The sequence below is a fragment of the Aeromicrobium sp. WCS2018Hpa-31 genome (assembly GCF_031843905.1).
Taxonomy (GTDB): domain Bacteria; phylum Actinomycetota; class Actinomycetes; order Propionibacteriales; family Nocardioidaceae; genus Aeromicrobium.
The window spans coordinates 1-22,417 of record NZ_JAVTJF010000008.1; the positions used below are offsets into that span (position 1 = coordinate 1).

Genomic DNA, 22,417 nt, shown 5'->3' on the forward strand with positions numbered 1-22,417 from the left:
GTGGTCGAGTAGCGCGGGGCCGCGAGGTACGAGCGTGCTTCGTGCGTATCGAGACCACGATGGGGGCCGGTGGTGGGTGGTCTCGATACGTCCGGCCGAGCTCCTTCGTCGCCGTCCGGACTACTCGACCACCGGTCTCCGACCCACCGCCGGGAGAGCGTCAGGGGTGGGTCATGCTCATGACGTCGAGGGCGGCGTCGAGGTCGGCCTCGGAGAGGTCGCCACGCTCGACGTAGCCCTCCTCCAGCACGACCTCGCGGATCGTCTTGCGCTCCTTGACCGCCTTCTTGGCCACGGCCGCAGCGTTCTCGTAGCCGATGTGGCGGTTGAGGGGCGTGACCACCGAGGGGCTCGACTCGGCGAGCTCGAGGCACCGCTCGACGTTGGCCGTGATGCCGTCGACGCAGCGGTCGGCGAGGACGCGCGAGGTGTTGCCCAGCAGCCGGATCGACTCCAGGACGTTGCGGCCGATGACCGGCAGCTGCACGTTCAGCTCGAACGACCCCGACGCGCCCGCGTACGTGATCGTCGCGTCGTTGCCGATGACCTGCGCGCACACCATGAGCGTGGCCTCGGGCAGCACCGGGTTCACCTTGCCGGGCATGATGCTCGACCCGGGCTGCAGGTCCGGCAGGTTGATCTCGCCGAGACCCGTGCGGGGTCCGGAGCCCATCCAGCGCAGGTCGTTGCAGATCTTCGTGAGGCTGACGGCGACGGTGCGCAGCGCCCCGGACAGCTCGACGATCCCGTCGCGGGCGCCCTGGGCCTCGAAGTGGTCGGTGGCCTCGGTGATCGGCAGGCCCGTGTCGGCCGCGAGCAGCTCGATGACCCGCTGCGGGAACCCGACCGGGGTGTTGATGCCCGTGCCGACGGCGGTGCCGCCCAGCGGGACCTCGGCGGCCGACGGCAGTGCGCGCTCGATGCGGGCGATGCCCTTGCGCACCTGGGCCGCGTACCCGGCGAACTCCTGGCCGAGGGTCACGGGGGTGGCGTCCATCAGGTGCGTGCGGCCGGACTTCACGACCTCGGCGAACTCGTCGGCCTTGCGCTCGAGGGCCTGCGCGAGGTGGTCGAGGTCGGGCAGCAGCTCGTTGACCGTGGAGGCCGTGGCAGCCACGTGGATCGACGTCGGGAAGACGTCGTTGCTCGACTGCGACGCGTTGACGTGGTCGTTCGGGTGCACGTCCTTGCCGAGCGAGCGCGTGGCGAGGGTGGCGATGACCTCGTTGGTGTTCATGTTGCTCGACGTGCCCGACCCGGTCTGGAACACGTCGATCGGGAACTGGCTGTCGTGGGCGCCGGTGGCGACCTCGGCCGCGGCGGCGACGATCGCCTCGGCGACGTCGGCGTCGAGGATGCCCAGCTCGGCGTTGGCCTTCGCGCAGGCACCCTTGATCTGGGCCAGGGCCTTGATCTGGGCCGGCTCGATCGGGGTGCCGGAGATCGGGAAGTTCTCGACGGCGCGCTGGGTCTGCGCCCGCCAGAGGGCGTCGGCGGGCACCTTCACCTCGCCCATGGTGTCGTGCTCGATGCGCCAGGTCGTGTCGGTCTCGGTCATGCGACCACGCTAGCGCGGGCCCGTCGGACGGCTACTCGGCGGAGCGGACGCGCAACCCGGTGACCGGCACGGTGACGGCACCGGACGGGTCGGTGAAGAAGTCGTTGCCCTTGTCGTCGACCACGATGAACGCCGGGAAGTCCTCGACCTCGATCTTCCAGACCGCCTCCATGCCCAGCTCGGGGTACTCCAGCACCTCCTGGCTGCGGATGCAGTCCTGGGCCAGACGGGCGGCCGGACCACCGATGGAACCCAGGTAGAAGCCGCCGAACGCGTCGCACGCCTCGGTGACCTGCTTGCTGCGGTTGCCCTTGGCGAGCATGACCAGGGAGCCGCCGGCCTCCTGGAAGCGGCGCACGTAGGAGTCCATGCGGCCGGCCGTCGTCGGTCCGAACGACCCGGACGCCATGCCCTCGGGCGTCTTGGCCGGTCCGGCGTAGTAGACGGGGTGGTCCTTCATGTACTGCGGCATCGGCTTCCCGGCGTCGAGCAGCTCGGCGATCTTGGCGTGCGCGATGTCGCGGGCCACGACGAGCGGACCGGTGAGCGACAGCCGCGTCTTGACCGGGTACTGCGACAGCTGGGCGCGGATCTCGTCCATCGGTCGCGTGAGGTCGACCTGCACGACCTCGCCGCCGCTGATGTCCTCGGCCACGCCGGCGTCGGGCATGTACTGGGCCGGGTCGGTCTCGAGCTGCTCGAGGAACACGCCCTCGGGGGTGATCTTGGCGCGCGCCTGGCGGTCGGCCGAGCAGGAGACGGCGATGGCCACGGGGCAGGAGGCGCCGTGGCGGGGCAGGCGCACGACGCGGACGTCGTGGCAGAAGTACTTGCCGCCGAACTGGGCGCCGATGCCGAACGACTGCGTCAGCTCGAAGACCTGCTGCTCCAGCTCGACGTCGCGGAAGCCGTGGGCGCTCATCGAGCCCTCGGTGGGCAGCTCGTCGAGGTAGTGCGCCGACGCGTACTTGGCGGTCTTGAGCGCGAACTCCGCCGACGTGCCGCCGATGACGACCGCCAGGTGGTACGGCGGGCAGGCGGCGGTGCCGAGGCTCTTGATCTTCTCGTCGAGGAACTCCAGCAGCCGCGTGGGGTTCAGGATCGCCTTCGTCTCCTGGTACAGGAACGACTTGTTGGCCGACCCGCCGCCCTTGGCCATGAACAGGAACGAGTACTCGGGGGTGGGCTTGGTGCCGGGCGTGGAGTACAGCTCGATCTGTGCCGGCAGGTTGGTGCCGGTGTTCTTCTCCTCGTACGTGGTGAGGGGAGCGAGCTGGCTGTACCGCAGGTTGAGCGTCGTGTAGGCGTCGTGCACGCCCCGGCTGATGGCCTCGGCGTCGTCGGCGCCGGTGAGGACGCCCTCGGACTTCTTGCCCATGACGATCGCGGTGCCGGTGTCCTGGCACATGGGCAGCACGCCACCGGCGGAGATGTTGACGTTCTTCAGCAGGTCGAGCGCCACGAACCGGTCGTTGCCGGAGGCCTCCGGGTCGTCGATGATGCGCCGCAGCTGGGCGAGGTGCGCGGGCCGCAGGTAGTGGCTGATGTCGTGCATCGCCTCCGCGGTGAGCCGGCGGATCGCCTCGGGCTCCACGTGCAGGAAGGTGCGGGTGCTGCCGTCCGGCAGGGTGACCTCGGACGTCGAGACGCCCTCGGTGGTGACGAGACGGTAGGGCGTCTCGTCGGGCCCGGTCGGGAGCAGGTCGGAGTAGAGGAAGTCTGCGGCTGCCACGGGGCGACCATAGCGTTCCTGGTCAGCGGGCGTGGCCGGTGAGGACCCAGTAGTGCTCGGCGCGGCCCTGCAGGTCGACGGGCACGGCGACGGCGCGGACGTCGTCGAGCACCTCGCCGAGCCGCTCGCGCAGGGGCTCGGAGTCGGCCATCGACCACACGGCCAGCGTCCCGCCCGGCCTCAGCGCACGGGCGCACGCGCGCACCCCGGTGGAGTCGTAGACGGCCGCGTTGGCGTCGTGCACGAGGAAGTCCGGTCCGTTGTCGACGTCGAGGAGCACGGCGTCGAGCGACGCCGCGGGCTGGGCCGCGACGACGTCGAGCACGTCGCCGACGACCACGGTGCAGCGCGGGTCGTCGAGCACCTCGGGACCGGCGCCGGCCCCGTCGCGCACCGCCCGGAGCACGCCGTCGTGCAGCTCCGCCACCACCAGCCGCTCGACGCGTCGACCACCCTCGGCCTCGAGCAGCGCACGGGCGGTGAACCCGAGTCCGAGGCCCCCGACGAGCACCTCACGGGCTCCTGCGTCGAGCGCGTGCTCCGCGAGCACCCGCTCGGAGGAGGTCTCGACGTCGTCCATGACGAAGACGCCGTTGACGCGCAGCTCCGTGGCGCCGTCGGCCCGCGTCCGCACCACCACCTCGTCGTCCACGTCGGCCAGCCTAGGACGGTCGCCGTGGGCCCAGGTCTCGGTGGTCGAGGGTGTCGGCGGTCGGGGCTAGCGTCGCGCCATGACGCACACCCACCACGGCATCGACTACGTCGAGCTCCCGGCACCGGACCTGCAGGCTGCGAAGGCCTTCTACGGCGCGGCCTTCGGCTGGTCCTTCACCGACTACGGCCCGGCCGACGACCCCGCCTACGTCGGCATCCAGGCTCTCGACGGCGAGGGTGAGGTCGGCGGCCTCGACCCGGCCGGGACCCCGGGGACGAGCGGCCCGCTCGTGCAGCTGTGGTCGGCCGACCTCGAGACCACGCGCCAAGCGGTCCTCGACGCCGGCGGCTCGGTGGTCGACGACATCTTCGCCTTCCCCGGTGGGCGGCGGTTCCACTTCACCGATCCCGCGGGCAACCGGCTCGGGGTGTGGAGCGAGTCCTGAGCCCCGGCCCTGGGACGACTAGTGCCGCGCGGAGGCGCGCTCGACCGTGCGCACGACTGCGTCGATGATCGTGTCGTAGAGCTGGCTGGGCAGGTCGTGGGCCATGCCGGCGATCTCGAGGTGCTCCGAGCCCTTGAGGGCGGCGGCCGTGGCGCGGCCGCCCGAGCGGTGCACGAGCGGGTCCTTCAGGCCGTGGATCACGGTGGAGGGCACGTCGAGCGCCTCGAGGTCCACGGTGCGGTCGGGCTGCGTGAGGATCGCCATGAGCTGGCGCGTGACGCCGCCGGCCGACCAGCCGCGGTCGTACGTCTCGTAGGCGCGGTTGCGGGCGAACTCCTCGTCGGTCGGGAAGTCCGGCGACGAGATCATCGACGTGCCGCGCAGCGAGCGGGCCACGTACTCGTCGCGGGTGTGCCCGGCCTTGCTCAGCAGGGCCGGCAGGATCTTGGGGTTCTGGTACCCGACGGTGCGCTTGCCGGTGGTCGACATGATCGACGTCAGCGACAGCACCCGGTCGGGCTCGGCCACGGCCATGGTCTGCACGATCATCCCGCCCATCGACACGCCCACGACGTGCGCCGCGTCGATGCCGAGGTGGTCGAGCAGGCCGAAGGCGTCGGTGGCCAGGTCGCCGATGGAGTACGGCGCCTTCGCCAGGCCCGCCACCGCCTTGAGGATGTCGATCCGGCTGACCCGGTGCTGGCGCAGCTTGGTGGAGCGGCCGGTGTCGCGGTTGTCGTAGCGGACGACGAAGAAGCCGCGGGCCACCAGACGCTCGCAGAACTCGCTGTCCCACCAGCCCATCGGCCCGCCCAGACCCATGACGAGCAGGACGGGTGGATCACTCGGGTCACCGAACGTCTCGAAGCAGAGGTCGATGCCCGAGGGCAGGTGCGCGAACTGTTCTCCAGAACCGGCCATGGACCCGATCGTACGGTTTCGGGACCAGCTGGGCCCGTGGAACGGACGGTGGCCCGGTCGTCCGTCCGGCGGTCTAGGGTCGGACGATGGCCACCTCCGAGGAGATCGTCCGCTTCGACGACGCCGAGCCGCCGCCGGGATCGAGCCCCTGGGTCGGTGGTGCGGGACCGGGCCGCGAGGTGGCGGTCGTGGACCCGGACCCGACCTGGCCGGAGCAGGCGGCCCGACTGGTGGCGACCGTGCGCGCCGCGCTCGGGCCGAACGTCGTGAGCCTCGAGCACGTGGGGTCCACGTCGGTGCCCGGGCTGCCGGCCAAGCCGATCATCGACCTCGTGCTCGTGGTGCCCGATCCCGCTGACGAGGACGCCTACGTCCCGGCGCTCGAGGAGCAGGGCTTCGTGCTCACGGTGCGGGAACCCTGGTGGCACGAGCACCGGATGCTGCGCCATGCTGCCCCGCGCACCAACCTGCACGTGCATGCCGCGGACTCACCCGAGGTCGTGCGGATGCCGATGTTCCGCGACTGGCTGCGCAGCCACCCCGACGACCGAGAGCTGTACGCCACCGCCAAGCGAGCGGCGGCGGCAGCCGCGGCCGAGGCGGGCGAGCACGTGATGCAGTACAACGCACGCAAGCAGACGGTGGTGCGGGAGATCTATGCGCGGGTCTTCGCCGCCGCCGGCCTGCCGCGCCCGCGCTGAGACCACCTCACGGGCGTCGGAAGAGCGCGGTGAGGAGGAACTCCTCGCCGAAGAGTGCGGAGTCCGCGTCCTGGGCCAGCATCGGCCGGGACTCGACGGGCTCGAGGTCCTGGAAGATCCAGCGCAGCGACTCCGGCGTGAACGCCAGCCCGCCCTCGAGCCCGCCGCGCAGGTACAGCTCGGCGTCCGGGACGCTCGTGCCCATCCGCCCGTCGGCGAAGCAGACGACCCCGAGGACGCCGCCCGGTGCGAGGACGCGGTCGATCAGGCGCAGGTACGCGATGCGTCGGTGCGGCGGCAGGTGGTGCAGGCAGCCCGAGTCGTACACGAGGTCGTACGGACCCGTCAGGGTCGCGCCGGCCTCGCCGAGTGCGTCGCCGACGAGGAAGCGCGGTGCTGGCTCCTGGGCCGACTCCTGGTCGGGTGCGTGCTCGCGGGCCCACGCGACGGCCGTCTGCGACAGGTCGATGCCGTCGACCTGGAACCCGCGCGACGCCAGGTGACGGGCGTTGCGCCCTGCGCCGCAGCCGAGGTCGAGCGCGCGGCCCGGAGGCACCAGCCCGGCGTCGAGCCAGGCGACGAGGTTCTCGTCGGGCTTGTCGACGAAGAACGGCACCGGGCGCGACCGGTCGGTGTAGAAGTCGTCCCACCAGGACCGGCCCGCCCCGTCGGACCACCGGTCGGCGGCCGACTCGAAGAGGGTGTCCATGAGGGCCAGCACGTCGTCGACGCTGCGCACGTGACGGGCGCGTCCCTCGTCAGACGTCTCCATGGATCCCCCGATCGTCGGCCGCGCTGCGTTCAGTGCAGGCTCAGTGCTCGTAGTCGATCGACGAGTACGCCTTGAGCTTCGTGAGCTGGTGCTCGCTGGTGATCTTGCGGATCGTGCCGCTGCGCGAGCGCATCACGATCGACTCGGTGAACGCCTTGCCGGCCGAGTAGCGCACCCCGGACAGCAGCTCGCCGTCGGTGATGCCGGTGGCCACGAAGAAGCAGTCGTCGGCGACCACGAGGTCGTCGGTGAGCAGCACGCGGTCGAGGTCGTGGCCGGCGTCGATCGCACGCTGCCGCTCGTCGTCGTCGGTGGGGGCGAGGCGGCCCTGGATCACGCCGCCGATCGCCTTGATGGCGCACGCGGTGATGATGCCCTCGGGGGTGCCACCGGTGCCGACGAGCAGGTCCACGCCGGAGTCGGGCTGCACCGCCACGATGGCCCCGGCGACGTCGCCGTCGCTGATGAACTTGATGCGCGCGCCCGCGTCACGGATCTGCTGCGTGAGGTCGGCGTGGCGGGGTCGGTCGAGCACGCAGACCGTGACGTCGCTGTTGCTGATGCCCTTGGCCCTGGCCACGCGGGCGATGTTCTCGGCCACGGGAAGTCGGATGTCGACGGCGTCGGCGGCCTCGGGGCCGGCCACGAGCTTCTCCATGTAGAAGACGGCCGACGGGTCGTACATGGAGCCGCGGGGCGCGACGGCCATGACCGCGATGGCGTTGGGCATGCCCTTGGCGCAGAGCGTCGTGCCGTCGATCGGGTCGACCGCCACGTCGCACTCCGGGCCCGTGCCGTCGCCGACGTGCTCGCCGTTGAACAGCATCGGGGCCTCGTCCTTCTCGCCCTCGCCGATGACGACGACACCGTTCATCGCGACGGTGTTGATGAGGCTCCGCATCGCGTTGACGGCCACGCCGTCGGCGCCGTTCTTGTCCCCGCGCCCGACCCAGCGGCCGGCGGCCATGGCGCCGGCCTCCGTGACTCGGACGAGGTCCAGGGCGAGGTTGCGGTCCGGGGCTTGGGCGGCGGGCTGCAGGCTGTCCACGAGTGCACCCTACCGGCGACGGGCGTCGCTCAGAGCCCGTGCACCTGGACCTCGCTCGCCTTGACCACCAGGTGGACGTGACGGCCGGGCTCCAGCCGCAGCTCGGCGACGGCGTCGACGGTCACGTCGGCGCTCACGACGTCGGTCCGCACGAGCGCGCGACGGCCGCGCGGCTCGACCGACGTGACGGTGGCGGGCCACACGTTGCGCGGGCTCCCGACGGGGGCGTCGAGGTGCACCGCGACCGCCGCCGGGTCCAGGACGGCCACGGCCGGGCTGCCGTCGGGGAGTGCGGCCGTGGCGGCGTGCACCACCAGCCCGTCGTCACCGTGCAGGCCCGGGCCGGTCGCGGTGCCGCGCACCAGGTTGAGTCCGGCGAGGTCGGCGGCGAACCTGCTCCGTGGCTGCTCGAGGACGCGCGCGGTGGGGCCGACGTCGACCAGGCGGCCGTCCTCGACGACCGCGAGCCGGTCCGTCAGCAGCAGGGCGTCGAGCACGTCGTGGGTGACCAGGACGGCCGTCCTGCCCTCCTGCCGACGTCGGCGCAGCACCTGCGCGAGCGCCGAGCGCAGCAGGGGGACGGTGCCCGCGTCGAGGGCGGCCATCGGCTCGTCGAGCAGCAGCAGACGTGGGTCGGGGGCCAGCGCCCTGGCCAGGGCGACCCGAGCGGCCTGACCGCCCGACAGGGTTCCGGGTCGGCGGTCCGCCAGGTCCGCACAGCCCAGCTCGTCGAGATGGTCGCGGGCGGTCTCCCGTGCCGCGGCCCGCGGGGTGCCCGCGCTGCGTGGGCCGAAGGCCACGTTGTCGAGGACGCTGAGGTGCGGGAACAGCAGCGGTTCCTGCGCGAGCAGGCCGACGCCGCGCTCGTGCGGGGCGCGCCACGTGCCGGAGGTGGTGTCGAGCAGGACCTCGCCGTCGACGACCACGCGGCCGTGCTGCGGACGCAGCGTGCCGGCGAGCGTGGCGAGCACGGTCGACTTCCCGGCACCGTTGGGCCCCACGAGGCCCAGGGTGGTGCCCGGCGCGACCTCGAGCTCGAGCGTGACGCCGCGGTCGGGGGCGTCGACGAGCAGCTGCACGCTCACAGCGAGGACCCCCGTCCGCGGACCAGTGCGATCACGGCCACCGCCGCGACGACGAGCAGCAGCGACAGCGCGACGGCGGCGTCGGGATCGGTCTCGCGCTGCAGGTAGATCTCGAGCGGCAGCGTGCGCGTGACCCCCTGCAGGCTGCCGGCGAAGGTGATCGTGGCGCCGAACTCGCCCAGCGCGCGGGCGAACGCCAGCACGGCTCCGGAGAGGAGACCCGGGAGCACGAGGGGGATGCTGACCCGGCGCAGGACCGTGGTGGGGCGTGCCCCGAGCGTCGCGGCCACCACCTCGTAGCGGCGGCCCGCCGTCCGAAGGCTGCCCTCCAGGCTGATCACCAGGAACGGCAGTGCGACGAACGTCTGCGCCAGCACCACCGCGGTCGTGGAGAACGCCACCTGGACGCCCAGCACGTCCAACGACTCGCCGAGCAGCCCCCGCCGACCGAACGTGGCCAGCAGCGCGATGCCTCCCACGACCGGTGGCAGCACCAGCGGGAGCAGGACGAGCGCGCGCAGGAGCGCCTGGCCGGGGAACCGGGCGCGCGCCAGCACGAAGGCCATGGGCACGCCCAGCACGATGCACAGCACCGTGGACACCGCCGCCGTCCGCAGGCTCAGCCAGAGGGCCGACCGCGCCGACTCCGACGTCAGCAGCGACGGCAGGTCGGTCCACTCGACGCGGGCGAGCAGGGCCACGAGCGGCAGCACCACCAGGGCCGCGCCGGCCGCAGCGGGCACCCAGATCCAGCCGGGCAGGTCACCGGAGGTGGGGGAGCGGTCCCCGCGGAGCCGGCCCGCCCCGCGCCGCCCAGCTCCGCGCCGCCCAGCGGGGGCCTGCGCGGAAGTCGGCGTGGTCACGGCGGGCCGAAGCCGGCGTCGTCCAGCACCTTCTGACCCTCGTCGCTCGTGACCCACTCGACCCAGTCCTGTGCGAGCCCGGGCTGGCGGGCGTCCGCGAGCGCCGCGATCGGGTAGGTGTTGACCACGTCGTCGGCGCCGGGGACCTCGACGGTCTCGACGTCGTCGCCCGCGGCCTCGGCGTCCGTCACGTACACGAGGCCTGCGTCGGCCTCGCCGGCCGCGACCTTGGCCAGCACGTCGGTCACCGACTGCTCCTCGCTGTCGGGAGCCAGGGTGACACCGTCCTTCTTCGCGAGCTTCTCGGAGGCGGCACCGCACGGCACCTGGGGCGCGCAGACCACGACGTCGAGGTCGGGGTTGCCCAGGTCGGCCAGCGACGTGACGTCGCCCGGGTCGTCCGGTGGGGTCACGATGACGAGCGTGTTGGTGGCGAAGTCCTGCGGCTCGCCCTCCACGAGGTCCTCGTCGACGAGCGTCGTCATGTTCTTCTCGTCGGCCGAGGCGAACACGTCGGCCGGGGCGCCCTCGGCGATCTGCGCGGCGAGGTCGGACGACCCGGCGAAGCTCAGCTCCACGGTGACGCCCTCGTTCTGCTCCTCGAAGCGGTCGGCGAGGTCGGTGAAGGACCCCTTCAACGAAGCCGCCGCGAACACGGTGAGCGTGCTGTCGACGTCGGCCCGGGGGTCCACGGCGTCGCTGTTGCCGCAGCCTGACAGGACCAGGGCGAGGGTCGGGACGAGGAGGGCGAGACGCTTCACGGGGTGACCTCCAGCGAGACGTTGGTGGACTTGACGGTGGCCCAGGCGATGGCGCCGGGCTCGAGGCCGAGGGCGTCGACGGACTCGCGGCTGACGAGGGAGACCACGCGGTAGGGCCCGCAGACCAACTCGACCTGGGCCATCACGGTGTCGGCCGTGACCCGGGTGACGATGCCGCGCAGCCGGTTGCGCGCGCTCGTGTGCTCGGGTCCGTGGTCGGGGGTCGCCGCGTGGTCGGCGGCGAGCCTCGCGAGGTCCACACCCTCGATGCCGGCCCGGCCGTCGGCGTCGACCGGGTTGAACCGGCCCTGCTGCTGCCAGCGTCGTAGGGTGTCATCGCTGACGCCGACGAGCGCGGCGGCGTCGGAGAGCCTGTGCACGACCATGACGCGGAGCCTAGCCGCACTCGCGGCGGTACGCCGACGAACAAGCCGCAGGTGCGGCACGACAGAGCAGTGGAGGACGCATGGCCGGTTCCAGTCGGGGCAATCCCAAGCTGGGGGACATCCTCCGCTCCGTCGGGGTCCTCGGCGCCGCCCTGCTGCTGGTCTGGGCCGCGACGCAGTTCCTGTTCGGCAGCACGCCCGAGACGCCCGACGTGCCCGCGGTCGACTACGCCGCCGTGCTGCCCGGCGCCGAGCGCGAGACCGGGGCCGACCTGCTGGCGCCCACCTCGCTGCCGGAGGGCTGGAAGGTCACGTCGTCGCGGGTGCGCGACGGCGTGTGGAGCCTGGGGACGTTGACGTCCGACACCGACTTCATCGGGCTCACGCAGGCGCCCGAGGGCGAGGACGCCGCCGTCGACGAGTACGCCGAGGGCAGCGAGCGGGTGGACGACGTGCAGGTCGGTGGCCTGACCTGGACCCGGTGGACCTCACCGGACGGCGAGAGCACCTACTCGCGCGAGGTGGAGGGTCCCGAGCAGCGCACCACCGCCGTCGTGACGAGCGACGTGGACCGCGCGACGCTCGAGCAGTACCTCGCGTCCCTCTCCTGAGCCGAGCGGTCGATCCCGGTCAGGCCTCGTCGTCCTCGTCACCGTCGTGGCCGGCGGCACGGTCGAGCCGCGCGCGGGCACCGTCGAGCCATCGCTGGCAGACGGCGGCCAGGTGCTCGCCGCGCTCCCACAGGGCGAGCGACTCCTCGAGGCCGACGCCACCGTTCTCGAGCCGCTGGACGACGCTGACCAGCTCGTCGCGGGCCTGCTCGTAGGAGAGCTCCTGCCCGTCGGGCTCCGTCTCGGGGGCGGGGTCAGTCGGCATGGCGGGTCTCCTCGGTGCGGTCGGTGGTGACGTGCGCGCTGCCGTCGGCCAGGCGCACGACGAAGGCGTCGGGGACGTCGTGGACCGACGTGAGCACGTGCCCGTCGGCGGTCTGGGCCACGGCGTAGCCGCGCTCGAGCGTGGCCAGGGGCGAGAGGGCCCGCACACGCGCGAGGTGGTGGCCGACGGCGTCGTGCTCGCGGTCGAGCCGGTGCCCGAGCGCCCGGTGGGTGCGTTCGCGCAGGTGCGCCAGGGCGTCCTCCTGGGCGTCGACGAGCGTGAGTGGCGCGGCGAGCACCGGTCGGGAGCGCAGCTGGGCCAACGCGTGCGCCTCGTGCTCGACGAAGCCCGAGACGGCTCGGCGCAGGCGGGCGCGGGCACCGGCGAGCCGGTCGTTCTCCTCGGCGGCGTCGGGGACCACCCGCTTGGCCGCGTCGGTGGGCGTGGACGCGCGGACGTCGGCCACGAGGTCGAGCAGCGGGGTGTCCTGCTCGTGGCCGATGGCGCTGACCACCGGCACGCGGCAGGCGTGGACGGTGCGCACCAGGGCCTCGTCGGAGAACGGCAGGAGGTCCTCGAGCGACCCACCGCCGCGCGCGACCACGATGACGTCGACCTGCGACGCGAGCTCCTCGACGGCGGCGGCCACGGCGCGGGCCGAGCCGCTGCCCTGCATGAGGGCGTGCCGGACCTCGAACCGCACCCCGGGCCAGCGCAGCCGGGCGTTCTCGAGCACGTCGCGTTCGGCCGCCGAGGCGCGGCCGGTGACCAGGCCGACGGTGCCGGGCAGGAACGGCAGCGGCTTCTTGAGCCGGGCGTCGAACAGGCCCTCGGCGGCCAGCAGCTGCTTGCGGCGCTCGAGCTGGGCGAGCAGCTCGCCCTCGCCGGCGGGCCGGATCTCGCGGATCTGCAGCGTCAGCGATCCGTTGGGCTCGTAGAACTCCGGCTTGGCGTGCACGACCACCCGCGCGCCCTCGGTGACCGGGGCGGGGGACGCGTCGAGCACCGAGGCATGGCACGTGGCGCGCACCGAGAGGGTGGCGCGCAGGTCGCGCAGGACGAGGAAGCAGATGCCGGGACGACGGGTCAGCTGGGCGACCTCGGCCTCGACCCACACCGGCCCGAGCCGGCCGACCCACTGCCCGATGAGCGTGGAGACCTGGCGCAGCGGCGCGGGGGAGTCCGCGCTCGTGTCCAGGGCCATGGCCCACACCCTAGGAGGTCGCCCTGACGCTCCGCGCCACCCGCGGCTCTCCCGTCCCGGCCGTCGGAGGTAGGTGACGCGCCGAACGAGCCGTCAGAGGTAGGTGACGCACCGAACGGCTCGCCCGGAGGTAGGTCTCGCACCTCATCGACGGCCGAAGAGGTGCGAGACCTACCTTCGGGGCTCGGGGGCGCGGCCGGCGACCGGCACGGACAGGTCGCCGGACGTCGTCGACGTCTGTCCCCGGTCGTTACGATGGGGGACATGACGACCAACGTGCACCTCGGCATGCCCCCCGTCGGCGGGAGCGTCCTCCTCGCCGACCCGCGCGGCTACTGCGCAGGCGTCGACCGCGCCGTCATCACGGTCGAGAAGGCGCTCGACCTCTACGGCGCCCCCGTGTACGTGCGCAAGCAGATCGTGCACAACAAGCACGTCGTCAACACGCTGGCCGACCGCGGCGCGATCTTCGTGGAGGAGCTCGACGAGGTGCCCGAGGGCGCCACGGTCGTGTTCTCCGCCCACGGCGTGTCGCCGATGGTGCACGCCGAGGCGGCCGAGCGCAGCCTCAAGACCATCGACGCCACCTGCCCGCTGGTCACCAAGGTGCACCACGAGGCTCGCCGGTTCGCCGCCGACGACTACCGCATCCTGCTCATCGGCCACGAGGGCCACGAGGAGGTCGAGGGCACCGCGGGCGAGGCTCCCGAGCACATCACGCTCGTGCAGAGCCCGGCCGACGTCGACGACCTCGAGTTCCCCGAGGGCACCAAGCTGTCGTGGCTGTCGCAGACCACGCTGAGCGTCGACGAGACCATGGAGACGGTGCGCCGGCTGCGCGAGAAGTTCCCGCAGCTGGAGGACCCGCCGTCCGACGACATCTGCTACGCCACCCAGAACCGTCAGGTTGCGGTCAAGGAGATCGCGAAGGACGCCGACCTGGTCATCGTCGTGGGGTCCTCGAACTCCTCGAACTCGGTCCGCCTCGTCGAGGTCGCGCTCGAGGCCGGCGCCAAGGCGTCGTACCGGATCGACGACATCAGCGAGTTCGACGAGGCCTGGCTCGACGGCGTCGAGACCGTGGGCGTCACGTCGGGCGCCTCGGTGCCCGACGACCTCGTGCAGGACGTGCTGACGTACCTGTCGGAGCACGGCCACCCCGACGCCGCCGCCGTTCGCACCGCCGACGAGACCCTCACCTTCGCCCTCCCGCCCGAGCTGCGCAAGGACATGAAGGCCGCCGGCCTCGTCTGAGGTGTCCCACGATTCCCATCAGGTGATGGGAACCCCCCACTCACCTCGGTGTTCCCTCCAGGGTCAGTGAGGAAGAACCATGGTGAGCTCGTGATTCCCATCAAGTGATGGGAATCGCCGACCCGGGTCGCGGCGCTCAGCGCCGCCGGTCGGGCTTGACGACCAGGGCGGTGCCGCCACCGCGGCGCTCGGGCTCGGCGACCGCGGTGAGCCGACCGCGCCGGTCCTGCTCGATCGCGGCGGCTGCGCCGATCTCGGCCTGCGAGGTGAAGGCGTCGCCCGACGGCGTGAGCTGCTGACCGAACGGGGCGAGCAGGGAGCCGTACTGCTCGATGAACGCGGGCTCGGCGGGCGTCACCGCGACGTTGCGCTGCGACGCGCGCGGTGCGGCCACGGCCTGCGGCAGGGTCATGCCGAGGTCGATGCGGTTCGCCAGCACCTGCAGCACCGTCGTGATGATGGTGGCGCCGCCCGGCGAGCCCACGACGTACTTCACGCGGCCGCGGTCGAGCACGATGGTCGGCGACATCGACGAGCGCGGACGCTTGCCGGGCTCGATGCGGTTCGGGTCCTTCGGGTCGTAGACGGCCGTGAAGTCGGTCAGCTCGTTGTTGAGCAGGAACCCGCGGCCGGGGACGGTGATGCCCGACCCGCCGGTCTGCTCGATCGTGAGCGTGTACGAGGCGGCGTTGCCCCAACGGTCGACGACGGACAGGTGCGTGGTGGAGATGTTCTCGGTGTCGGGCTTCTCCTCGTTGGCCACCGTGGCACAGCCGGAACCGTCCAGCGCGCCGGCGGCGACGGGGCGGGTCGACGCCTTTGCGGGGTCGATCGTGCACGCCCGCGAGTCGGCGAAGCGCTGGCTGAGCAGCGTCGACGTCGGCACGCCCGGCACGTCGCCGACGTAGGCGGCGCGGTCGGCGAAGACCCGGGCTGAGGTCTCGAGGAACAGGTGCAGCGACGTGCCGAGGCGCTGGCCCCCACCGAGCCGGAATCCCTCGAGGATGTTGAGCGCCTCGCCCACCGCGATGCCACCGGAGGACGACGGCGCCATGCCGTACACGTCGAGACCGCGGTAGCGGGCCCGTGTCGGCGCCTGACGGTCCACGCGGTACCCGGCGAGGTCGCGCTCGGTCATGGAGCCGGCGGGTGCGGGCAGGTCGGAGGCAGGGTCCTTGGGCGGCGCCTGCACGGTGCGGGCGACGTCGCGGGCGACCGCACCGGTGTAGAAGGCACGCGGTCCCTTCGCCGCGAGGAGCGAGAGCGTGCGGGCCAGGTCGCGGTTGCGGAACGTGCTGCCGACCTTCGGTGCGTCGCCGCCCGGAAGGAACAGCTTCGCCGTGGCGGGGAAGGCCGCGAAGCGCTCGGCGTTGTCGAGCGTCTGGCTGCGGAACGTCTCGTCGACCCGGAAGCCCCTCGAGGCCAGGGCGATGGACGGCGCCAGGGCCTTGCGCAGCGACCATCGGCCGTGGTCGCGCAGCGCCGCCTCCCAGGTGGCCGGGGTGCCGGGGACGCCGACGGCCACGCCGGACGAGACGAGGTCGGGCGTGAATGGGTAGGGCTCGCCGGTCGCGGGGTCGATGAACGCGTCACGGGTGATGCCGGCGGGCGCGGTCTCACGGCCGTCGATCGTCGACACCTTCTTGCGCTTCGCGTCGTAGTAGACGAAGTAGCCGCCACCGCCGATCCCGGCGCTGTAGGGCTCGGTGACGCCGAGCGCCGAGGCGGTGGCCACGGCGGCGTCGGCCGCGTTGCCGCCACGCTTCAGCACGTCGAGTCCCACGCGGGACGCCTCGGCGTCGACGGACGACACGGCTCCACCGGAGCCGACGGCGGTCGACGAGCCGGAAGGTGGTCGCGGCGCCGACTTGCGGGCCTCGGCGGCCGACGTCGTGGCAACGAGCGTGGTGGTGGCCAGACCGGCGGCGAGCAGGCCGGTGGTGAGGCGGACGGACGTGCGTGCGGTCATGGTGCGACCTGCTTCCCCCGAAGTCGGCCCTGGCTGGGCCCGGTCGTGTCCACGCTAGGCAGCCCCCGGACACCTGGCAACCCCAGGCGCACGAGACCTACGCTGACCCCCCGACCCCAGGAGGACCCATGACAGAGCTGCGGATGACCACGACGCTGGAGCCCCGCGGGCCGGCGGCGGCCGTCGTGCTCACCGACGAGCAGGTGGCCGGGCTGGGCGACGGGAAGGCCTTCCCCGTGGCCGTGACGATCGGTGGGACGACGGTGCCCCTGCGGCTGGCCCGGATGGGCGGCGAGAACCTGGTGGGGCTCAGCAAGGCCGCCCGCGCCTCGTTGGGCGTCGAGGTCGGGCAGACCGTCGACGTGGTGATCCGGCGCGACGACGCCCCGCGCGAGGTCGAGGTGCCACCGGCGCTGGTTGAGGCGCTGGGGTCTGCCGGTCTCCGCGCCGCCTTCGACGCGCTCGCCCCCTCGCGGCGCAAGGAGCACGCGCGCAGCGTGGCCGACGCGAAGGGCGACGACACCCGGGCCCGCCGGGTGCAGAAGGTGCTGGACGCCCTCAGCGCCTGCGCGACGCGACGATCGTGAAGCTGGCGGCGAGCCGCTCGGGCCGGTCGGTCAGGCGGAACTCGCCGGGGGCCTCGGGGTGCGGCGTCATGTGGCCCGGCAGCGCGACCCACGGCACGCTGTCGTGCTCCAGCACCGTCTCGAGGACCATGCCGTGCGCCATGAGCGCGGTGAGGATCTCCGCGAGACCGTGCGCCCACTCGCGGGACGGCAGCCCGGGAAGTGAGTGGTCCGAGGGGTCGACGTAGGACGCGGTGTCCTCGAAGACGAGGGGCTCGACGTGCTCGGCGTACGGGTAGACCAGCTCGATGCGGTCGTCGACGACGTCGAGCGTGCCGAGCATGGGGTGGCAGTCGCGGAACACCAGCCGCCCGCCTGGGCGCAGGAGCGCAGCGACGGTGGCGGCCCACCGGTCGATGCTGGGCAGCCAGCAGATCGCGCCGATGCCGGTGTAGACGAGGTCGAAGCGTTCGCGGCCCAGCACCTCAGGAGCGTCGAACACGTCGGACTCGACGTAGTCGATGTCGGCGCCGACCTCGTCCGCGAGCGCGCGGGCCTCGGTGAGCGACGCGGGGGAGAGGTCGAGCCCGGTGACGCTGGCGCCGAGGCGGTGCAGGCTGAGGGTGTCGGTGCCGATGTGGCACTGCAGGTGCACCGTGTCGAGGCCGCTGACGTCGCCGAGCCGTGGCAGGTCGAAGCGGACGACGTCGCTGATCGCGGCCGGGTCACGGCGGTAGCGGTCGAGGTCGTAGGACGCGGCGGCGGCGTGCCGTGCAGCGCGGCTGTCCCACATGGCGCGGTTGAGCCGCAGGTACTCCTCCACGGGTCAGGCCGTGCGACGGGCCGGACGGGCGACCCGCGTACGGCGCGGGTGGCGCGGGTCGGTCACGATCCGGGCCACGACCGCGGCGAGGGCCAGTCCGTGGCCGACCATGAGCGTGACGCCGCGGTCGATGACGCCGGTGAGGGTGCGTCCGAACCAGCCGGTGCCCTCGGGCAGACCGGAGACCTCCACCGCGTCGGGCGAGGCGGCCGCCACGACGCCCACGAACACGAGGAGCAGCACGGGCGGCAGGACGCCGGCCGGCAGCAGCGAGCGGACGTCGACCGCGAGCGGCACCGTGACCACGACGAGCACGAAGCCCACGGAGAAGATCAGGCCGAGGCGACCGTCGGTGACGACGTCGAGCGCGGTGATGGCGGCGAGGGCCATGGTGGCGAACAGGATCGACTGCCGGGCCCCGAGATCGTGACGGGCCAGTCCGGCAGGCGAGGGTGCCACGGAGGCTGCCATGACTGTGACGCTAGGGCATCGGACCGACAGAGTCGTGGCGGCGCGCTGGAACGGCGGGTCTCAGGCGGGTCCGGGGGTGGGGTCGGCCGCGGGGTTGCCGGTCGATCCGCCGGCGACCTGGTAGGACCAGACCTCGCTGTGGGTCGACACCGGCTTGGGCGCGTCGCCGCCACCGCGCTCGGACTCCGACCGGTGGCCGTGCGCGAACGACGGCGAGGCCAGCCAGGCCTGGAAGGCGTCCTCGTCGCGCCAGCGGGTGACGACGAGCCACTGGGTGCGCTCGTCGGTGGGCTGCAGCAGCTCGAAGCCCTCGAACCCGTCGGCTCCGTCCACGGCACCGGCGCGGGCGGCGAAGCGGTGGGCCAGCTCGTCGCCGGCGTCGTCGGGCACGGTGATGGCGTTGATCTTGATGACGGTCATGCGGCCATCGTGGCACCTGGGTCCGTACGCTCGGGCTCATGCTCACCGGGTCGGACTTCCCCGAGCGCGTGGAGACGCCGCGGCTCGCGGTGCGCCGCTTCGGCGAGGCGGACGCCCCGAGGGTGCTCTCGATCCTCTCCAGGCTCGACGTGATCCGCTGGCTCGACAACCCGCCGTTCGTGCCCATGGCCGACCTCGACGCCGCTCGCGCGTGGGTCGTCCGGGTGAACGCTCGCGAGGCGGAGGACCCGCTGCAGGCGTGGCGCGCGCTGGAGGTGCGCGAGACCGGGGTGATGGCGGGGACGGTGCTGGTGTCGCGGATGGAGCGCATCGACGGCGGGTTCGTGGGGGAGTACGAGCTGGGCTGGCACCTGCACCCCGACAGCGCCGGGCACGGGTACGCCACCGAGGGCGCGGCGGCCCACGCCCGAAGCGCCTTCGCCGCCGGTCACGAGTCGCTCGTCATCGGCATGTACCCCGACAACGTGCCGTCGGCGGCCGTGGCGCGGCGGCTCGGCGCCGAGGACCTCGGCGAGGTGCCCGACGACCCCTGGTACGGCGGGGTCAGCCGGCACTTCACGCTGCGTCCCGAGCACCTCGACGCCACCGAGGTGCGGGAGTAGGTTCGCCGCATGAGCACCTGCACGCAGTGCGGCAGACGTCCCGGCGCCCACGAGACCGTCTCGGGTCGGCTGCTGTGCGACGACTGCTACCGCCGGCTCGCCGAGTTCTCGGGCGCGGGCTCGGCCATGGTCGGCGGCGCGTCGCCCGAGCAGGCCGTGGGCACCGGGCTGGCCACCGGCGGCTGGGCCGGCGCTGCGGACGGGGAGACCGCGGCCCTGCGCCGACGTCGGGCCAAGCTGGCTGCGACCGAGGGCTTCTGGCGTCGCCTGTGGGTGCGGGTCTGGGGCTGACGCGCGCCGTCCGCCGCCGCGCACCGCACCAGTAGGCTGGTGTCTCGTGGCACTCAGCATCGGCATCGTCGGACTCCCCAACGCGGGCAAGTCGACCCTCTTCAACGCCCTGACCAAGAACGACGTCCTTGCGGCGAACTACCCGTTCGCGACGATCGAGCCGAACGTCGGCGTGGTCGGCGTGCCGGACTCGCGGCTCGAGAAGCTCGCGGAGATCCACGGCTCGGCCAAGATCCTCCCGGCGACGGTCCAGTTCGTCGACATCGCCGGCATCGTCCGCGGTGCGTCCGAGGGCGAGGGCATGGGCAACGCGTTCCTCTCGCACATCCGCGAGTCCGACGCGATCTGCCAGGTCACCCGCGTGTTCCGCGACGAGGACGTGACGCACGTCGACGGCAAGGTCGACCCGAGCAGCGACATCGAGACCATCTCGACCGAGCTGATCCTGGCGGACCTGCAGACCGTCGAGAAGGCGGTCCCGCGGCTCGAGAAGGAGTCGCGCAAGGACAAGTCGCTCGCGGCGCAGCTGGCCGAGGTGCAGAAGGCGCAGACCGCGCTCGAGGCGGGCACGGGCGTGCTCAACGCCGGGCTCGACCTCGCGCTCCTGCGCGACCTGCACCTGATGACCGCCAAGCGGTTCCTCTTCGTCTTCAACTGCGACGCCGACGAGCTGGCCGACGAGGCGCTCAAGCAGAAGATGCGCGACATCGTCGCCCCCGCCGAGGCCGTGTTCCTCGACGCCAAGAGCGAGGCCGAGCTGGTCGAGCTGGGCGACGACGAGGAGGCCGAGATCATGCGCGCGGAGATGCTCGCCGAGATGGGCGTGGAGGAGCCGGGCCTCGACGCGCTGGCCCGCGTCGGCTTCGACACCCTCGGCCTGCAGACCTACCTGACCGCCGGTCCCAAGGAGACGCGCGCCTGGACGATCCCGAAGGGTGCCACCGCACCCGAGGCCGCCGGCGTGATCCACACCGACTTCCAGAAGGGCTTCATCAAGGCCGAGATCGTCTCCTTCGACGACCTCGTCGAGGCCGGGTCCATGGCCGCGGCGAAGTCGGCCGGCAAGGTCCGCATGGAGGGCAAGGAGTACGTGATGGCCGACGGCGACGTGGTGGAGTTCCGCTTCAACGTCTGACCCTCGTGCCGGGTGATATCATTGTTGATATCACCCGAGGAGGTGCCGCATGACGTCGATCGTGGTCCGTGGGCTCGACGAGTCCGTCAAGCGGCAGCTTGCTGCGCAGGCGAAGGAGAACGGCCGCTCGATGGAGGCCGAGGCCCGCGACATCCTCACGAGGGGCACCCGTCGCCCGCACATCGGCCTGGCTCTCGCGCGGGCGGCAGAGGAGGCCGGCGGGTTCGACGAGCTCCAGCTGCCCGAGCGGGCCGACGACGCCCGTGCCGTGGACTTCGAGTGATCGTCCTCGACACCAACGTGGTCTCCGAGGTCCTTCGGCGAGCACCCGAGCCGCGAGTGATGACCTGGATGTCCGGGCTGACCGGCGACGTGGCCATCACCGCCGTGACACTCGCGGAGCTGCTGGCCGGCGTGCGTCGGCTGCCTGAAGGGAAGCGCCGGACCGCGCTGTCGACGGCGATCGACGTCGCGCTGGAGCCCTACCGGGAGACCCGGGCCGTGCTGCCGTTCGACGCCCGTGCTGCCGACGAGTACGCGGAGGTGCTCGCGTCGAGGGAGCGGGCGGGGCTGCCCATCCACACGGCGGACGCGCAGATCGCCGCGATCTGCCGCGTGCACGGGGCCACGTGCGCGACGCGCAACGTCAAGGACTTCGCTGGGACGGGCGTCGAGTTCGTCGACCCCTGGACCGCCTGATCACCGACGTGTGAGGGTGGCGCCATGAGCCGTCCGGAGGTCGCCGCCGTCCCGATCCTGCGCGTCGCCGACGTCGACGTGTCGCTGCCGTGGTGGGCGCGGCTCGGGTTCGTCGAGGAGTTCCGCCACGTGTTCGAGCCGGGGTTCCCGCGGTTCGTGGGCGTCGTGCGCGACGGCTGCGGGGTGTACTTGTCCGAGCACACGGGTGACGCGCCCGGACCGTCGTTGGTCTACCTGTGGGTGCCCGACGTCGACGCGATCGCGGCCGACCTCGGCGCCGAGGTGGAGGACAACCCGTGGGCGCGCGACTGCGAGGTCGTCGACCCCGACGGCAACCGGGTGCGGGTGGCGACGGCTCCGTGACGACGCCCGGTGTCGTTCGCCCGACGGTTGTCGCCCTGCGTCGCTACCCGGTGAAGTCGATGGGTGGCGAGGCGCTGCGCAGCGTCGAGCTCGATGCCCGCGGTCTGGTGGGCGACCGCTGGTACGCCGTGGAGGACGAGGACGGTCGCTTCGCGTCGGGCAAGGACAGCCGACGCTTCCGTCGGCGCGACGCGGTGTTCGAGCACGCGGCGCGCACCACGGAATCCGGTGAGGTGGTCGTGTCGAGCGGGGCGGGCACGTGGGCGGTGGGCGACGCGGCGCTTGACGCCGAGCTGAGCGCCGTCATGGAGGCCGCGGTGCGGGTGCTGCCGGAGGCGGGTGTCGGGCACCAGGACCAAGGGGCGGTGTCGCTGGTCGGCACGGCCACCCTCGCGTGGTGCGCCGAGCGGTGGGGCCTCGACGCGGACCCGCGTCGGCTTCGCGTCAACGTCGTCGTCGAGACGGACGAGCCGTTCGTCGAGGAGGCCTGGGTGGGTCGTTCGCTCACCGTCGGGGGTGTGGGTCTTCGCGTCGTCGAGCGGGTCCCGCGGTGCCGGATGGTCGACGTCGCGCAGGACGGGACGTCCGCCGAGGGGTCGTTGCTGAAGCAACTCGGCGCGGAGCGCGACCTCTGCCTGGCGGTGTACGCCCACGTCGAGACGCCCGGCGTCCTCGCGGTCGGAGACTCCCTGCACCTCGCCTGAGGGATGCGGCCGCGGGCAAGGATGCTTCCTTCTCGCGGCACGGTCCATGCGAAGGGAGAAGCCCTGATCGCAGAGGGAGAATCGTGCGTGGC

At 72.6% G+C, this 22,417-nt stretch carries 28 protein-coding genes; 12 read left to right on the top strand and 16 right to left on the bottom strand.

What is annotated here, in order from left to right; genetic code table 11:
* Positions 1-160: 160 nt before the first annotated feature.
* The 3 genes from RQG84_RS11465 to RQG84_RS11475 are packed head-to-tail and all read right to left on the bottom strand — an operon-like array spanning position 161 to position 3,942.
* Positions 161-1,558, bottom strand: a complete 1,398-nt coding sequence (locus tag RQG84_RS11465; protein ID WP_311210138.1) for a class II fumarate hydratase — start codon at positions 1,556-1,558, stop codon at positions 161-163.
* A 31-nt stretch (positions 1,559-1,589) separates the two neighbouring features.
* A complete protein-coding gene (locus RQG84_RS11470) occupies positions 1,590-3,290 on the bottom strand; it encodes a fumarate hydratase (RefSeq protein ID WP_056580271.1) in 1,701 nt (566 codons plus the stop codon).
* Between the two features lie 22 nt (positions 3,291-3,312).
* Positions 3,313-3,942, bottom strand: coding sequence for a hypothetical protein (locus RQG84_RS11475; protein ID WP_311210139.1), 630 nt, complete (start codon positions 3,940-3,942; stop codon positions 3,313-3,315).
* 79 nt (positions 3,943-4,021) lie between these two features.
* On the opposite strand from RQG84_RS11475, the gene RQG84_RS11480 reads away from it, so the two are divergent.
* Complete coding sequence (locus RQG84_RS11480; protein WP_311210140.1) at positions 4,022-4,390, top strand: VOC family protein; 369 nt, start codon at positions 4,022-4,024, stop codon at positions 4,388-4,390.
* Positions 4,391-4,408: 18 nt separating this feature from the next.
* Here RQG84_RS11480 and RQG84_RS11485 read toward each other — a convergent pair whose 3' ends face one another.
* Positions 4,409-5,311, bottom strand: a complete 903-nt coding sequence (locus RQG84_RS11485; protein WP_311210141.1) for an alpha/beta fold hydrolase — start codon at positions 5,309-5,311, stop codon at positions 4,409-4,411.
* A gap of 86 nt (positions 5,312-5,397) precedes the next feature.
* On the opposite strand from RQG84_RS11485, the gene RQG84_RS11490 reads away from it, so the two are divergent.
* Complete coding sequence (locus RQG84_RS11490; protein WP_311210142.1) at positions 5,398-6,012, top strand: GrpB family protein; 615 nt, start codon at positions 5,398-5,400, stop codon at positions 6,010-6,012.
* Positions 6,013-6,019: 7 nt separating this feature from the next.
* Here the strand turns inward: RQG84_RS11490 and RQG84_RS11495 are convergent, their stop codons facing one another.
* The 6 genes from RQG84_RS11495 to RQG84_RS11520 form a co-directional block, all read right to left on the bottom strand.
* A complete protein-coding gene (locus RQG84_RS11495; protein ID WP_311210143.1) occupies positions 6,020-6,784 on the bottom strand; it encodes a methyltransferase domain-containing protein in 765 nt (254 codons plus the stop codon).
* A gap of 40 nt (positions 6,785-6,824) precedes the next feature.
* Positions 6,825-7,832 carry a class II fructose-bisphosphatase gene (gene glpX / locus RQG84_RS11500; RefSeq protein WP_311210144.1) on the bottom strand — a complete coding sequence of 336 codons (1,008 nt, stop codon included), beginning with the start codon at positions 7,830-7,832 and terminating at the stop codon, positions 6,825-6,827.
* A gap of 29 nt (positions 7,833-7,861) precedes the next feature.
* Positions 7,862-8,911 (bottom strand): ABC transporter ATP-binding protein, encoded by a 1,050-nt coding sequence (locus RQG84_RS11505; RefSeq protein WP_311210145.1) that lies wholly within the window; start codon positions 8,909-8,911, stop codon positions 7,862-7,864.
* A gap of 2 nt (positions 8,912-8,913) precedes the next feature.
* Positions 8,914-9,678 carry an ABC transporter permease gene (locus tag RQG84_RS11510; RefSeq protein ID WP_056553530.1) on the bottom strand — a complete coding sequence of 255 codons (765 nt, stop codon included), beginning with the start codon at positions 9,676-9,678 and terminating at the stop codon, positions 8,914-8,916.
* 98 nt (positions 9,679-9,776) lie between these two features.
* Entirely contained in the window at positions 9,777-10,541 is a 765-nt protein-coding gene (modA, locus tag RQG84_RS11515; RefSeq protein WP_311210146.1) for a molybdate ABC transporter substrate-binding protein, read from the bottom strand.
* On the bottom strand, positions 10,538-10,927 hold the full coding sequence (locus RQG84_RS11520) for a molybdopterin-binding protein (protein ID WP_055964735.1): 390 nt from the start codon (positions 10,925-10,927) through the stop codon (positions 10,538-10,540). Before RQG84_RS11520 ends, modA begins: the two co-directional genes overlap by 4 nt.
* An 80-nt stretch (positions 10,928-11,007) precedes the next feature.
* Here RQG84_RS11520 and RQG84_RS11525 point away from each other — a divergent pair, with 80 nt between their 5' ends.
* Positions 11,008-11,538, top strand: coding sequence for a DUF4245 domain-containing protein (locus tag RQG84_RS11525; protein ID WP_311210147.1), 531 nt, complete (start codon positions 11,008-11,010; stop codon positions 11,536-11,538).
* A 19-nt stretch (positions 11,539-11,557) separates the two neighbouring features.
* Here the strand turns inward: RQG84_RS11525 and RQG84_RS11530 are convergent, their stop codons facing one another.
* Positions 11,558-11,803, bottom strand: a complete 246-nt coding sequence (locus tag RQG84_RS11530) for an exodeoxyribonuclease VII small subunit (RefSeq protein WP_311210148.1) — start codon at positions 11,801-11,803, stop codon at positions 11,558-11,560.
* The gene (gene xseA, locus RQG84_RS11535; RefSeq protein ID WP_311210149.1) at positions 11,793-13,007 is read right to left on the bottom strand and encodes an exodeoxyribonuclease VII large subunit; all 1,215 of its coding nucleotides are present in this window, start codon (positions 13,005-13,007) and stop codon (positions 11,793-11,795) included. The genes RQG84_RS11530 and xseA overlap by 11 nt, the downstream gene beginning before the upstream one ends.
* A gap of 264 nt (positions 13,008-13,271) precedes the next feature.
* On the opposite strand from xseA, the gene RQG84_RS11540 reads away from it, so the two are divergent.
* Positions 13,272-14,261, top strand: a complete 990-nt coding sequence (locus tag RQG84_RS11540; protein ID WP_055964747.1) for a 4-hydroxy-3-methylbut-2-enyl diphosphate reductase — start codon at positions 13,272-13,274, stop codon at positions 14,259-14,261.
* Between the two features lie 136 nt (positions 14,262-14,397).
* Here the strand turns inward: RQG84_RS11540 and ggt are convergent, their stop codons facing one another.
* Complete coding sequence (gene ggt / locus RQG84_RS11545) at positions 14,398-16,230, bottom strand: gamma-glutamyltransferase (protein WP_311210150.1); 1,833 nt, start codon at positions 16,228-16,230, stop codon at positions 14,398-14,400.
* Between the two features lie 128 nt (positions 16,231-16,358).
* Here ggt and RQG84_RS11550 point away from each other — a divergent pair, with 128 nt between their 5' ends.
* Positions 16,359-16,817 (top strand): YdeI/OmpD-associated family protein, encoded by a 459-nt coding sequence (locus tag RQG84_RS11550; protein WP_311210151.1) that lies wholly within the window; start codon positions 16,359-16,361, stop codon positions 16,815-16,817.
* Here the strand turns inward: RQG84_RS11550 and RQG84_RS11555 are convergent.
* Genes RQG84_RS11555 through RQG84_RS11565 form a run of 3 tightly spaced genes read right to left on the bottom strand, consistent with a single transcriptional unit; the run spans position 16,789 to position 18,510 of the window.
* Entirely contained in the window at positions 16,789-17,619 is an 831-nt protein-coding gene (locus RQG84_RS11555) for a methyltransferase (RefSeq protein ID WP_311210152.1), read from the bottom strand. The genes RQG84_RS11550 and RQG84_RS11555 overlap by 29 nt on opposite strands.
* Positions 17,620-17,622: 3 nt before the next feature.
* Complete coding sequence (locus tag RQG84_RS11560; RefSeq protein WP_311210153.1) at positions 17,623-18,090, bottom strand: DUF6542 domain-containing protein; 468 nt, start codon at positions 18,088-18,090, stop codon at positions 17,623-17,625.
* Positions 18,091-18,150: 60 nt separating this feature from the next.
* Positions 18,151-18,510, bottom strand: coding sequence for an antibiotic biosynthesis monooxygenase (locus RQG84_RS11565; RefSeq protein ID WP_311210154.1), 360 nt, complete (start codon positions 18,508-18,510; stop codon positions 18,151-18,153).
* Between the two features lie 38 nt (positions 18,511-18,548).
* Between RQG84_RS11565 and RQG84_RS11570 the strand changes: the two genes are divergently transcribed.
* The 7 genes from RQG84_RS11570 to RQG84_RS11600 are packed head-to-tail and all read left to right on the top strand — an operon-like array spanning position 18,549 to position 22,325.
* Positions 18,549-19,133, top strand: coding sequence for a GNAT family N-acetyltransferase (locus RQG84_RS11570; RefSeq protein ID WP_311210155.1), 585 nt, complete (start codon positions 18,549-18,551; stop codon positions 19,131-19,133).
* 9 nt (positions 19,134-19,142) lie between these two features.
* A complete protein-coding gene (locus RQG84_RS11575) occupies positions 19,143-19,424 on the top strand; it encodes a hypothetical protein (protein WP_311210156.1) in 282 nt (93 codons plus the stop codon).
* 46 nt (positions 19,425-19,470) lie between these two features.
* Complete coding sequence (gene ychF / locus RQG84_RS11580) at positions 19,471-20,559, top strand: redox-regulated ATPase YchF (protein WP_311210157.1); 1,089 nt, start codon at positions 19,471-19,473, stop codon at positions 20,557-20,559.
* A 49-nt stretch (positions 20,560-20,608) separates the two neighbouring features.
* Entirely contained in the window at positions 20,609-20,842 is a 234-nt protein-coding gene (locus RQG84_RS11585) for a FitA-like ribbon-helix-helix domain-containing protein (protein WP_311210158.1), read from the top strand.
* Positions 20,839-21,258 (top strand): type II toxin-antitoxin system VapC family toxin, encoded by a 420-nt coding sequence (locus RQG84_RS11590; RefSeq protein ID WP_311210159.1) that lies wholly within the window; start codon positions 20,839-20,841, stop codon positions 21,256-21,258. The genes RQG84_RS11585 and RQG84_RS11590 overlap by 4 nt, the downstream gene beginning before the upstream one ends.
* A gap of 24 nt (positions 21,259-21,282) precedes the next feature.
* Entirely contained in the window at positions 21,283-21,621 is a 339-nt protein-coding gene (locus RQG84_RS11595) for a glyoxalase superfamily protein (RefSeq protein ID WP_311210160.1), read from the top strand.
* The gene (locus RQG84_RS11600) at positions 21,618-22,325 is read left to right on the top strand and encodes an MOSC domain-containing protein (protein WP_311210161.1); all 708 of its coding nucleotides are present in this window, start codon (positions 21,618-21,620) and stop codon (positions 22,323-22,325) included. The genes RQG84_RS11595 and RQG84_RS11600 overlap by 4 nt, the downstream gene beginning before the upstream one ends.
* The last annotated feature ends 92 nt before the right edge of the window (positions 22,326-22,417 follow it).